Here is a 12,185-nt window from a genome sequence, read left to right as displayed (position 1 = left end):
CCGGTTTTTCCCGCGTCTTCGCCAAAAAGTGATTGCCGTTGATCAGTCGAGCCAGGCGGGGACGCTGTCGAGCGCGATCAGCTCTTCATAGGTCCGGCGCGGGCGGATGACGTGGAAATCGCTGCCCTTGACCAGCACTTCGGGCACCAGCAGGCGGCTATTGTATGTGCCGGCCTGTACCGCGCCATAGGCTCCGGCGGAGCTGACGGCGAAGAGGTCACCCGATTTCGGCATCGCCATTTCGCGATCGAGCGCCAGGTAGTCGCCGGTCTCGCAAACGGGGCCGACGACATCGGCCTTGATGCGCGGCGCGTTGGCGGCCGAGATCACCACGGGGCGGATCTCGTGATAGGCCTCATAAAGCGTCGGGCGGATGAGGTCGTTCATGGCGCCATCGACGATGACGAAGGTCTTTTCGCCGCCGTCCTTCACGTAGAGCACTTCGGTGACCAGAATGCCGGCATTGCCGACGATCAGGCGGCCGGGCTCCATGACGATCTTGCAGCCGAGCTCACGCAGCTGGTTCTTGACGATCGCGGCATAGGCGTCGGGCAGCGGCGGCGGGTTGTTGTCGTCCTTGTAGGGAATGCCGAGGCCACCGCCGATATCGACATGGTGGATATCGTGGCCGTCGGCGCGCAGCGTGCTGACCAGCTCGCGCAGCAGCTTGAAGGCGTCGTCGAAGGGCTGCAGCTCGGTGATCTGGCTGCCGATATGCATGTCGATGCCGGTGGCTTCGATACCGGGCAAGGTGGCGGCACGGGCGTAGACGGCGCGGGCGCGTTCCCAGGAGATGCCGAACTTGTTTTCCTTCTTGCCGGTCGAGATCTTGGCGTGCGTGCGGGCGTCGACATCGGGATTGATGCGGAAGGAGACGGGCGCCTTCTTGCCGGCCTTGACGGCGCGCTGGTTGAGGATCTCGAGCTCAGGCTCGGATTCGACGTTGAAGCAGTAGATGCCGGCTTCGAGCGCATAGTCCATCTCGTGCGCGGTCTTGCCGACGCCGGAGAACATGATGCGGTTGGCCGGGATGCCGGCTGCCAGCGCGCGGCGCAGCTCGCCCTCGGAGACGACATCGATGCCGGCGCCGAGATTGCCGAGCGTCTTCAGGACGGCCTGGTTCGAATTGGCCTTCATGGCGTAGCAGACCATCGAATCGACGTCGCTGAAGGCCTGCGAGAAGACCTTGTAGTGGCGCTCGAGCGTTGCCGTGGAATAGACGTAGAAGGGCGTGCCGACGGCCTTGGCAATCTCGGGAACGGGAACGTTCTCGGCGTAGAGGATGCCGTCGCGATACTCGAAATGGTTCACTTTAGTCGCCTGTTACAGAAGAGGATCGAGGAAGAAGTGCTTGTCCTTGACACCGGGCTGCTGCGTCGGTTTGGACGAGTCGCCCTCCTTCGTTGCCTGCACGCTCGGCGGATCGAGGTCGCCCTTGCGCCCGCATCCGGCGACGGCAAGGCCGATCACGGCGAAAACGACCGTCAGGCGGATGATCTGCGGGAAGCTGGTCTGCATGGAATTCCTCTTGGGAAGCGGCACGGATGGACACCTTCATAGCGAAGTTTATCCGCCTTGTGCACCCTGATTGTTGCGGTCTCGCGCTTTGCGAAATCGAAGGGGCGAAGCGGGTTGCGCTCCGCCCTTTTCGGGATCAGTTGCGGGCGCGCCAGTAGGCGATCTGCTTCCTGACTTCCGACGGCGCAGTGCCGCCGAAGCTCTTGCGGCTGGCGACCGAGGCCTCGACGGTCAACACGTCATAGACCTTGTCGGTAATGGCGGCGTTGATTGCCTGCAGATCGGCGAGCGACAGGTCGGAAAGATCGCAGCCCTTGCTTTCTGCCAGCGCCACGGCGCGGCCGGTCACATGGTGGGCGTCGCGGAAGGGCAGGCCCGCCTCGCGCACCAGCCAGTCGGCGAGATCGGTCGCGGTCGAATAACCGGTGCCAGCGGCCGCCTTCATGCGCTCGGTGTTGATGGTCAGGTCGCGGACCATGCCGGTCATCGCCGCGATTGCCAGTTCCAGGCTCTCGGCGGCATCGAAGACCTGTTCCTTGTCTTCCTGCATGTCCTTGGAATAGGCGAGCGGCAGGCCCTTCATGATCGTCAGCAGCGCGATCAGCGAGCCGTTGATGCGGCCGGTCTTGGCGCGCACCAGCTCGGCGGCGTCCGGGTTCTTCTTCTGCGGCATGATCGAGGAGCCGGTGGAGAAGGCATCCGACAGGCGCACGAAGCCGAACTGCGGCGTCGACCAGATGACGATCTCTTCGGCCAGACGCGACAAGTGCATGGCGCAGATCGCGGCCAGCGCCAGGAACTCGATCGCGAAGTCGCGGTCGGAAACGGTGTCGATCGAATTGCGGGTCGGCTCGCGGAAGCCGAGCGCCTTGGCCGTCATGTGGCGGTCGATCGGATAGCCGGTGCCGGCCAGCGCCGCCGAGCCGATAGGGCTCTCGTCCAGATGCTCGATGGCGTGGCGCACGCGCGAGCGGTCGCGGCCGAACATTTCGACATAGGCCATGCAGTGATGGCCGAAGGTGACGGGCTGGGCGGTCTGCAGATGCGTGAAGCCGGGCATGACGGTATCGGCATGCTCTTCGGCGCGGTCGAGGAAGGCCGCGATCAGGCTGGTCAGCAGCTGTTCGGTCTTCTGCAGCTCTTCCTTCACCCAGAGGCGGAAATCGAGCGCCACCTGGTCGTTGCGCGAACGGGCCGTGTGCAGGCGGCCGGCGGCCGGGCCGATCAGCGTCGCAAGGCGTGCCTCGACATTCATGTGAATGTCTTCGAGCTTGCGGGAGAATTCGAAATTGCCGCTCTCGATCTCTGACAGGATCGTGTTTAGCCCTTCGACGATCTTGTCCTTATCATCGGCCGAAATGATAGCCTGGTGGGCGAGCATGGTGGCGTGGGCGATCGATCCGCGAATATCCTGCGCAAACAGCTTCTTGTCGAAACCGATCGAGGCATTTATCTCCTCCATGATCGCATCTGGGCCGGAAGCGAAACGTCCGCCCCACATCTGGTTGGAGGATTTGGTGTCCGTGCTGTCGGCCATGAAAGATGCCTGCCTTGAAGAACGCGTGTCCGGGAGAATGAAATGACAACAAGAACGCCCTTGCGCCTGCCATCCCTGAAACTGATCGGGATCGCGGTCGTCGCAGGCATCATTGCCGGTGCGGCAGCGGTTTACATTAAGGAGACGGGGTCTGGCAATGGCGGCGCCGATATGGCGGCGGGCGAATGCAAGGCCACGAAGGACATCGCGACCCGCATCAAGCCGTTCCTGAAGGGCGAGGTGGCCGCCATGGTCGCGCCCGAACAGCCGGTCCGGATGACATCGATCGCCTTCAAGGACGCCGACGGCAAGCCGATGACGCTTGACCACTTCGCCGGCAAGACGGTGCTCTTCAATCTCTGGGCGACATGGTGCGTGCCCTGCCGCGAGGAAATGCCGGCCTTGAACGCGCTGGAGAAGGAACTCGGCAGCGACAAGTTCCAGGTGGTGCCCGTCAACATCGACACCGGCGACGACGAGAAGCCGAAGACGTTTCTGTCGGAGACGGGCGTCGATGCGCTGAAACTCTACCGCGACGACACGATCGCCGTGTTCAACGGGCTGAAGAAGCAGGGCTTGGCGTTCGGTCTGCCGGTGACGCTGCTGATCGACGACAAGGGGTGCCTGATCTCGGCGATGAACGGCCCGGCGGCCTGGGACAGCGGGGATGCCAAGGCGCTGATCAAGGGGGCTGTGGGGATTTAGTTTTTTGGGGGAGTTGCGGTCGGTCGTCGCGGCGTTTGCGCCTGTGGCCCCCTCATCGCCTCGCTGGCGCTCCGGCACTTCTCCCCGTTGGGGAGAAGGGGCAGGTGGTGGGCGCTCTGCCCTTCTTCAAGCCTTGGATAAGAATTTTCTCTAGCTAAGTTGCGAGGCGAGCGGCCCGCCCCAAAGTCTCTTCTCCCCAACGGGGAGAAGGTGCCGGCAGGCGGATGAGGGGGCTCCGGGTTCTGCGATTGCCTCTGCTTTCCGCAGACGTCTACGCAAAAAAACCTACCGCGTCGGAACCGGAACCTCACCACGATAATCATAGAACCCACGGCCGGACTTCCGCCCAAGCCAGCCGGCTTCAACATATTTCACCAATAACGGGCAGGGGCGGTACTTGCTGTCGGCCAGGCCGTCATGCAGCACCTGCATGATCGACAGGCAGGTGTCGAGGCCGATGAAGTCGGCGAGTTGCAGCGGGCCCATGGGGTGGTTGGCGCCCAGCTTCATGGCGGTGTCGATGGCATCGACGGTGCCGACGCCTTCGTACAGCGTATAGATCGCCTCGTTGATCATCGGCAGCAGGATGCGGTTGACGATGAAGGCGGGGAAGTCCTCGGCGACGGTGACGGTCTTTTCGAGCGAGGCGACGAATTCGCGGGCCTTCTTGAAGGTGGTCTCTTCGGTGGCGATCCCGCGCACGAGTTCGACCAGCTTCATGACAGGCACCGGGTTCATGAAGTGGATCCCCATGAAGCGCTCGGGGCGGTCGGTAGCTGAGGCCAGGCGGGTGATCGAAAGGGAAGAGGTGTTGGTGGCGATAATTGCTTCCGGCTTCAGGACCGGACAGACCGTGGCGTAGATCTTGCGCTTGACGCTTTCATCCTCGGTCGCTGCCTCGATGACGAGGTCGGAGGAGGCCAGGTCGTTGATGTCGGCGGAGCCCGATATCAAGGAGAGCGTGCTCGAGCGCTCCTCGTCGGTCATCTTGCCGCTGGTGACGTGGCGGGCAAGGTTGCCGTTGATGGTGGCGAGGCCGCGCTCGATGCGATCCTGGGTGAGATCGTAGATGTGGACCTTGTAGCCTGCGCTAGCCGAAACCTGCGCGATGCCGCAACCCATCTGGCCCGCGCCGATAATTCCGATTGTCTTGAACACCGCAGTCATCTCCACACCCCTGCTCGGCCTTCGCCCCCGCGATTGCCGTACCTATTCAACAAAACTGCCGGACGAATGATCGCCCGGCAGCAGTAGTAGCCCCTAAAAAGATAATTTTCCAGTCGCTCGCACGTGCGAAAGATGACGCGCGATCATGGAAGCCCGGAGCCGCATGCGAAACCGGGCGTCCACCGACTTAGAGAGCCTTCTGCAGCTCGGGCAGGGCGTCGAAGAGATCGGCGACGAGGCCGAAATCGGCGACCTGGAAGATCGGCGCTTCCTCGTCCTTGTTGATCGCGACGATGACCTTCGAATCCTTCATGCCGGCCAGATGCTGGATGGCGCCGGAGATGCCGCAGGCGATGTAGAGATCGGGTGCGACCACCTTGCCGGTCTGGCCGACCTGCCAGTCGTTCGGCGCGTAGCCGGCATCGACGGCGGCGCGCGAGGCACCGACGGCGGCACCGAGCTTGTCGGCAACCGGCAGGATGACTTCCTGGAACTTCTCCGAGGAACCGAGCGCGCGGCCGCCGGAGATGATGATCTTGGCGGATGTCAGTTCCGGACGGTCGGAGGTCGACAGCGCGTCCTTGACGAAGGTGGAGAGACCCGGATCGGAGACGGCGGGGATCGCCTCGACCGAAGCCGAACCGCCCTCAGGGGCAGCGGCGAAGGACGCCGTACGCACGGTGATGACCTTCTTGGCGTCTGTCGACTGCACCGTCTGGATGGCGTTGCCGGCATAGATCGGGCGCTTGAAGGTGTCGGCCGAGACGACTTCGATGATTTCCGAGACCTGGGCGACGTCGAGCAGGGCTGCGACGCGCGGCAGCACGTTCTTGCCGACCGAGGTGGCGGCCGAGATAACGGTGTCGTAGCCGGCGGCCAGCGAAACGATCAGGTCGGCCAGCGGCTCGGCCAGATTGTTGGCGAGCTCGTCGCTTTCGGCGAGCAGGACCTTGGAGACGCCCGACAGCTTGGCGGCGGCGTCAGCTGCAGGCTTGGCGCCCTTGCCGGCGACCAGCACGGTGACGTCGCCACCGATCTTGGCGGCTGCCGTCAGCGCCTTTGCGGTCTGGTCGGAAAGGCTTGCATTGTCGTGGTCAGCCAGAAGAAGAATGGCCATAATGAAATCTCCCTTTCTCGAACCTTAGAGGACGCCGGCGGACTTGAGCTTTTCGACGAGCTCGGCGACCGATGCAACCTTGACGCCTGCCTTGCGGCCACTTGGCTCCTCGGTCTTCAGCACCTTTAGCTTCGGCGCGGTGGAGACGCCGAGATCAGCCGGGCTCTTTTTGTCGAGCGGCTTCTTCTTCGCCTTCATGATGTTGGGCAGCGAAGCGTAGCGCGGCTCGTTGAGGCGGAGATCTGTGGTGACAACCGCGGGGAGCTTGACGTCGATGGTCTGCAGGCCGCCGTCGACTTCGCGGGTCACGGTTGCCTTGCCATCGCCGATCTCGATCTTCGAGGCGAAGGTGGCCTGCGCGGTGCCCAGCAATGCCGCCAGCATCTGGCCAGTCTGATTGCTGTCGTCATCGATCGCCTGCTTGCCGACGATAATCAGACCAGGCTGTTCGGCGTCGGCGACGCCCTTCAGGATCTTGGCGACGGCGAGCGGCTCGACGGCATCGTCGGTCTCGACGAGGATGGCGCGGTCAGCACCCATGGCGAGCGCGGTGCGCAGCGTCTCTTCGGCCTTCGCGGGACCGATCGAGACCACGATCACTTCCTCGGCCTTGCCGGCCTCCTTCAGGCGAAGCGCCTCTTCCACCGAGATTTCGTCGAAGGGGTTCATCGACATCTTGATGTTGGCCAGTTCGACGCCCGTGCCATCCGGCTTCACGCGGATCTTCACGTTGTAATCAACCACCCGCTTTACTGGGACGAGAATCTTCATGTGGTCCTTCCTTCAACTCTTTCGCCAAGAAAATGCGCGTTTCCGCGCTGCTCCGATTGTCGAATGGCGACATGGATACGCGTTTTTCCTCCAAAGACAACGCTTCCATGACGCAGACAGGCAAATTCCATGGGGATTATATTACCTTTACGTTCACGTCAATATTTTCGGCTTGATTTGTCCCAGGGCAAGCGCGGGCGCGGTGGCTGGCCGGGGACGGTGATCATGGCGGGATTGGGGGTCGGGCGGTCGCGCACGGCCTTGGGCGTCACCACCTCGCTGTCGAAGAGCAGCACCCCGCGCCGGCGCATGACGAGGACGAGAAGAGCACCTGCGATAATGCCACCGACATGGGCGCCCCAGGAGACGTTGCCGTCAGGCTCGAGCGCCAGCATGACGAATTGCTGGCCGGTCCAGAGGATCAGCGGCACGAAGGCTGGAAGCGGCAGCGGCACGCGCATGAAGACCAGCACCCAGACCTTCACGCGCGGGTGCAGCATCAGATAGGCGGCGACGACACCGGATATGGCGCCGGACGCGCCGATCAGCGGCGCCTGCGAGGTCATGCCGATCAGCCCGTGGACGAGCGCGCCCGATATGGCGCAAAGGAGATAGAAGACGAGGAAGCGCAAATGGCCCATCGCATCCTCGACATTGTCGCCGAAGACCCAGAGGAACAGCATGTTGGAGGCGAGGTGCCAGAAGCCGGAATGGACGAAGGAGTAGCTGATATAGGTCAGCGGCTCGGGCGTGATCGCGAGCGCCGGTTCGAGGTGAGCGTAGTGGAAGGCGACGGCCGGGATGTAGCCGAGGCCGACAAAGGCCGCCTGCGCGACCGATTCCGTGGCGATGACACCGGTAAACAGCCAGACGACGATGTTGACCGCAATCAGCCCCATCGTCACCCATTGCAGCTTGATATGCTTCAGCGTGTTGGCATCGTGCAGCGGTATGAACATGTGGGCCGGCGGTCCAGTTGCTTGATGTCGATCAGCTCAAGCCTAGCGGTTTTTTCCGGGAACCCAAAGCACATCCGCGTGGCCGCGATCATTGGCGTGGCGGGCAGCGACGAAGAGGAAATCGGAGAGGCGATTGACGTATTTCAACGCTGCGGCGCTGACGATCTCGCCTTCGCTGCGCGATAGCGTCACCATCAGCCGTTCGGCGCGGCGGGTGATGGTGCGGGCCAGATGCAGGTGGGCTGCGGCGGAGTGGCCGCCCGGCAGCACGAAGGATTTGAGCGGCTGCAGATCGGCGTTCAGCTTGTCGATGTCGTTTTCGATGCGCGTCACCTGGCTTTCGACGATGCGCAGCGGCTCGTATTCCGGCGGCGTGCCGGTATCGGGCGTGGCGAGGTCGGCGCCGAGATCGAAAAGGTCGTTCTGGATCGACATCAGCATGGCATCGAGCTCGGGCATGCCCTGCATGTGCAATCTCGCGATGCCGATCGCCGAATTGGCCTCGTCGATGGTGCCGAAGGCCTCGACGCGCAGATCGTCCTTCAGCCGGCGCGGGCCGGCGACCAGCCCGGTCGTGCCGTCGTCGCCCGTCTTGGTGTAGATCTTGTTGAGCTTGACCATGCTCTATCTCCTCCTCGGTGGGGTGATCAGCTGGGGCGACCGCCGCCGGTCAGCCACAGCGTCAGCATGATCAGGAGCACGGCGACGGCCTGCAGCAACACGCGCAGCTGCATCAGCTTGTTGGACAGGTTGGCGTCGCCGCCCTTCATCATGTTGAACAGGCCACGGATCAGAACGATGGCGACAAGGCCCATCACGATGATGGCGAGAACGTAGACGACAGTAGACATTGGGTTTCCTCCTCCTCAATCGAACCTGCGCAGCAGCCGGTAGAAGAGGTCCGCGGGCAAGAGCTTTTTCAAGAACATGCCCTGCTTGGCCGGCCGCGTCACTGGGTAATGTGGTCGCGGGCGCGGGGCGTTCAATGCGTGCTTCAGGACATCATAGACGGCCTCGGGGCCGAGCTTGTGGCGGTTGGCCGGGCCGGAGCCATCGAGCCTTGCCAGCTGGCGGCGGTAATCCACGGCATGCGCCGAGCCCCTGACGTCGATGTGCTCATTGATCTTCAAAAGCGAATTGGCGACGAAACGCGAGGCGATCGGGCCGGGCTCGATCAGGCTGACATGAATGCCGCTGCCTTCGAGCTCCATGCGGAGCGTGATGCTCAAGCCTTCGAGCGCGAACTTCGAAGCGGTATAGGCGCCGCGATAACGGTAGGGCACGACGCCCAAGATCGAGGAGCACTGGACGATACGGCCGCGGCCGCGCTTGCGCATCAGCGGAATGATCTGTCGCGTCAGCTCGTGCCAGCCGAAGAAGTTGGTCTCGAACTGCTCGCGCAACACGTCGGTCGTCAGGTCCTCGACAGCGCCCGGCTGGCCATAGGCGCCGTTGTTGAAGAGCGCGTCGATGCGTCCGCCGCTGAGCTCCGTGATCTCGCGGACGAAGTCGGCGATCGAATCGCGGCTGGTGTAATCCATGCGGAAGGCTTCGATGCCGTCGGCCTGAAGCGGCGCCAGATCGTCGAACTTTCTGACGGTCGCAAGGACGCGCCAGCCGTCGGCCTTCAACGCACGGGCACAATAAGCACCGATCCCGGACGAACATCCGGTAATGATGATAGTGCGTTGATCCGACATGGAATGATTCCTGTACAAACTAGGACTCGTTTCCCATATTCGATCGGGCGACACAATGAGGAATGCCGGGAGCCGGAATGCTGAAACTTTTTCGCATCTTGTATGATGTGCTTTACGATGCGATCTGGCATTTCCTTGAAGATGACGGCTTCGCCATGGCAAGCCATGTGGCACTTTCCACGCTTCTCGCCGTCTTTCCCTTCCTGATTTTCGGCACCGCGCTTGCCAATTTCCTCGGCGCAGACCAGTTCTCGATGACCGCCGTGCACCTCGTCTTCGACACGTGGCCGGAGGCGATCGCCAAGCCGCTCGCCGACCAGGTTCTCCTGGTCCTGACCGTGCCGCGCGGCGGGCTGTTGACGATCTCGGTGCTGGCGGCCGCCTACTTCGCCTCAAACGGCGTCGAGGCGCTGCGCATATCCCTTAACCGCGCCTACCGCGTGCAGGAAACGCGGCCGTGGTATTTTACCCGTCTCGCCAGCCTCGGCTTCGTGATGATCGCGGTGACGATCTTCGCGGCGATCAGCATCCTGCTTGTGGCGGTGCCGCTGGCGCTCGATTACGCCCGGCAGTGGTTTCCGCTGTTTGCCGATACGCTCGACATTGTCTTCAACTGGCGTATCTACGGCACGCTGTTCGTGCTGACGGTCGGTCTGCTGGTCGTGCATCTGTGGCTTCCGGCCGGACGTAGGCGGGTGTTCGATGTCGTTCCGGGCGTGCTTCTGACGCTGATCCTGTGGTTTATCGGCGCACTGATCTTCGCCTATTATCTCGCGACCTTCGCCAACTACGCCGCCACCTATGCGGGCCTCGCATCGGTGATGATCGTGCTGATCTTTCTCTACATGATAGGGGTGATCTTCATCATCGGCGCCGAGCTTAACGCGGCACTGCTGAAATTCCGGGTGCGGGCGATCTTCTCGCACAATTTCCTGAGCGGCCAGGGCCAGAAGCCATCAAAGCCCGACGAGGTGGCGAATATCGTGCGCCGGGATGCCTCGGGCTCGTAGGTCCGAGAGGCCGGTATCACCGCTGCTTTTCGAGAGCTTGCGGCCGGCCGCGTCGGTGACGAGGCGATGGTGGTGGTAGGTCGGTGCCGGTAGATCGAGCAGCGTCTGCAGGACGCGGTGCACCGAGGTCGCATGGAAGAGATCGAGACCGCGCACGACATGGGTGACGCCCTGCAGCGCGTCATCGACCACCACGGAAAGATGATAGCTCGACGGCGCGTCCGAGCGCGACAGCACGACATCGCCCCAGGATGAGGGGTCGGCGGCGATCACGCCCCGGTCGCCGTCTCCGGTCTCCTGCCAGGAGAGCGGCTCGCCGATCTGCTCAAGCGCCCTTGCCATGTCCAGCCGCCAGGCATGTTTCAGGCCAGAGGACAGCATCGCCTGCCGCTCGCCTGAGGGGCGGTCGCGATCGTCAGTGGGGTAGAGCGGCGAGCCATCGGGATCGCGCGGCCACGCGCTGCCTTGTGCCTCGGATGCCGCGACCCTGGTCTTGACCTCGCCGCGGGTGAGGAAGGCGGGGTAGGCGAGGCCGCGGTCGATCAGGTCAGCCAGGGACGCCTGATAGGCATCGAAATGCTCCGACTGCCGTCGCACCGGTTCTTCCCAATTTATATCGAGCCACTTCAGGTCCGCGTAGATGCCCGCTTCGAATTCGGGTGTGCAGCGGGTGAGATCTATGTCTTCGATGCGCAGCAGGAAGCGGCCATCGGTGATGTCGGCCATGTCGCGGTTCAGGAAGGCTGAAAGCGCATGGCCGAGATGCAGCGGGCCGTTGGGGCTCGGAGCAAAACGGAAGACGGGCTTTTGACGGGGAATCGCGATCATGCTTTCTTCTGCCACGGATTTTAGAGCGCGTCGCGATCTTTCAGATTCGCTCGTCGCGCTCTAGGTCTTTGTTTTTCCGCATGTCTTGATCCCGAAACCGGCGGCCACTTTCGGGAGACATGCTCTAAGATCGCGAGGAAGCGTGCATATCATTCGCAACGACGGGGACGTGGCCCAGGGGTTGGCCGAACTCATCATCATCGACCCGCGTCTCGTCTCGATCGCCGCCGACGCCGGTCCACTTCCCTTGCGGCTCAGGCAACCCGGCTTCGAGGGGCTGGCGCATATCATCGTGTCGCAGATGGTGTCGCGGGCGAGTGCCGAGGCGATCTGGCGGCGGATGCGGCCTGATGATGTCGTGCTGACGGCCGAGGCCTATGCCGGTCTTCATCCGGAGGCATGGCGCGAGGTCGGCCTGTCGCGCGCCAAGGCGGAGACGCTGACACGGATCGCCGAGGCTGTCGCCTCCGGCGGGCTCGACCTTCAGGCTCTGTCAGGCCTGCCGCCAGAGGAGGCGTTGGCGGCGCTGACGGCGCTGAAGGGCGTCGGGCCATGGACGGCGGAGGTTTATCTGATGTTTTGCGGCGGTCACGCCGACGTCTTTCCATCCGGCGACGTGGCGCTGCAGAACGCGGTGGCGGCCGCCTTCGGCCTGGATGCGCGGCCCGGCGCGCGACAGCTGGCTCGACTGGCGGCGGACTGGGCACCGTGGAGATCGGTGGCGGCGCGGCTTTTCTGGGCGTATTATGCAGCGAAACTGGGCCGCGGCCTGGTTCCGGTCGGCTGAACGGCAACACATAGAAATGCCATTGTGTGGCTTGAATTTATTGGACTTCACAATGCCGTCACAACCGGCCTAATATAAGAGTGCAG

The 12,185-nt window shown here is 63.0% G+C and carries 14 protein-coding genes; 3 read left to right on the top strand and 11 right to left on the bottom strand.

The window, feature by feature from the left end; genetic code table 11:
- Positions 1-42: 42 nt before the first annotated feature.
- The 3 genes from lysA to argH all read right to left on the bottom strand — a co-directional run bounded on the left by lysA (position 43) and on the right by argH (position 3,055).
- Positions 43-1,311, bottom strand: coding sequence for a diaminopimelate decarboxylase (gene lysA, locus ACODTZ_RS25790; RefSeq protein WP_018901497.1), 1,269 nt, complete (start codon positions 1,309-1,311; stop codon positions 43-45).
- 12 nt (positions 1,312-1,323) lie between these two features.
- Complete coding sequence (gene lptM, locus ACODTZ_RS25785) at positions 1,324-1,518, bottom strand: LPS translocon maturation chaperone LptM (protein ID WP_112941407.1); 195 nt, start codon at positions 1,516-1,518, stop codon at positions 1,324-1,326.
- A 136-nt stretch (positions 1,519-1,654) separates the two neighbouring features.
- Positions 1,655-3,055 (bottom strand): argininosuccinate lyase, encoded by a 1,401-nt coding sequence (gene argH, locus ACODTZ_RS25780; RefSeq protein ID WP_113011858.1) that lies wholly within the window; start codon positions 3,053-3,055, stop codon positions 1,655-1,657.
- Positions 3,056-3,097: 42 nt separating this feature from the next.
- On the opposite strand from argH, the gene tlpA reads away from it, so the two are divergent.
- Positions 3,098-3,760, top strand: a complete 663-nt coding sequence (gene tlpA / locus ACODTZ_RS25775) for a thiol:disulfide interchange protein TlpA (protein WP_489029168.1) — start codon at positions 3,098-3,100, stop codon at positions 3,758-3,760.
- A 285-nt stretch (positions 3,761-4,045) separates the two neighbouring features.
- Here tlpA and ACODTZ_RS25770 read toward each other — a convergent pair whose 3' ends face one another.
- The 7 genes from ACODTZ_RS25770 to ACODTZ_RS25740 all read right to left on the bottom strand — a co-directional run bounded on the left by ACODTZ_RS25770 (position 4,046) and on the right by ACODTZ_RS25740 (position 9,474).
- Positions 4,046-4,927 carry a 3-hydroxybutyryl-CoA dehydrogenase gene (locus ACODTZ_RS25770; RefSeq protein ID WP_026283550.1) on the bottom strand — a complete coding sequence of 294 codons (882 nt, stop codon included), beginning with the start codon at positions 4,925-4,927 and terminating at the stop codon, positions 4,046-4,048.
- A 187-nt stretch (positions 4,928-5,114) separates the two neighbouring features.
- Positions 5,115-6,044, bottom strand: coding sequence for an electron transfer flavoprotein subunit alpha/FixB family protein (locus tag ACODTZ_RS25765; protein ID WP_489029166.1), 930 nt, complete (start codon positions 6,042-6,044; stop codon positions 5,115-5,117).
- 24 nt (positions 6,045-6,068) lie between these two features.
- Positions 6,069-6,815 (bottom strand): electron transfer flavoprotein subunit beta/FixA family protein, encoded by a 747-nt coding sequence (locus ACODTZ_RS25760; protein ID WP_489029164.1) that lies wholly within the window; start codon positions 6,813-6,815, stop codon positions 6,069-6,071.
- A gap of 158 nt (positions 6,816-6,973) precedes the next feature.
- Entirely contained in the window at positions 6,974-7,774 is an 801-nt protein-coding gene (locus ACODTZ_RS25755; protein WP_489029162.1) for a rhomboid family intramembrane serine protease, read from the bottom strand.
- A 42-nt stretch (positions 7,775-7,816) separates the two neighbouring features.
- Entirely contained in the window at positions 7,817-8,395 is a 579-nt protein-coding gene (locus ACODTZ_RS25750) for a cob(I)yrinic acid a,c-diamide adenosyltransferase (protein WP_112941401.1), read from the bottom strand.
- Between the two features lie 26 nt (positions 8,396-8,421).
- Entirely contained in the window at positions 8,422-8,625 is a 204-nt protein-coding gene (locus ACODTZ_RS25745; protein ID WP_018901506.1) for a twin transmembrane helix small protein, read from the bottom strand.
- A gap of 15 nt (positions 8,626-8,640) precedes the next feature.
- Positions 8,641-9,474, bottom strand: coding sequence for an SDR family oxidoreductase (locus ACODTZ_RS25740; protein WP_489029159.1), 834 nt, complete (start codon positions 9,472-9,474; stop codon positions 8,641-8,643).
- Positions 9,475-9,551: 77 nt separating this feature from the next.
- Here ACODTZ_RS25740 and ACODTZ_RS25735 point away from each other — a divergent pair, with 77 nt between their 5' ends.
- The gene (locus ACODTZ_RS25735; protein WP_018901508.1) at positions 9,552-10,484 is read left to right on the top strand and encodes a YihY/virulence factor BrkB family protein; all 933 of its coding nucleotides are present in this window, start codon (positions 9,552-9,554) and stop codon (positions 10,482-10,484) included.
- Here the strand turns inward: ACODTZ_RS25735 and gluQRS are convergent.
- Entirely contained in the window at positions 10,431-11,312 is an 882-nt protein-coding gene (gene gluQRS / locus ACODTZ_RS25730) for a tRNA glutamyl-Q(34) synthetase GluQRS (RefSeq protein WP_489029157.1), read from the bottom strand. The two genes, ACODTZ_RS25735 and gluQRS, sit on opposite strands and share 54 nt — an antisense overlap.
- 142 nt (positions 11,313-11,454) lie before the next feature.
- Here gluQRS and ACODTZ_RS25725 point away from each other — a divergent pair, with 142 nt between their 5' ends.
- Positions 11,455-12,099: a DNA-3-methyladenine glycosylase family protein gene (locus tag ACODTZ_RS25725; RefSeq protein ID WP_489029155.1), complete on the top strand. Its 645-nt coding sequence runs from the start codon at positions 11,455-11,457 to the stop codon at positions 12,097-12,099.
- The last annotated feature ends 86 nt before the right edge of the window (positions 12,100-12,185 follow it).

The organism is Rhizobium sp. FG113, assembly GCF_057809895.1.
This window is presented reverse-complemented; position numbering and strand designations above follow the sequence as displayed.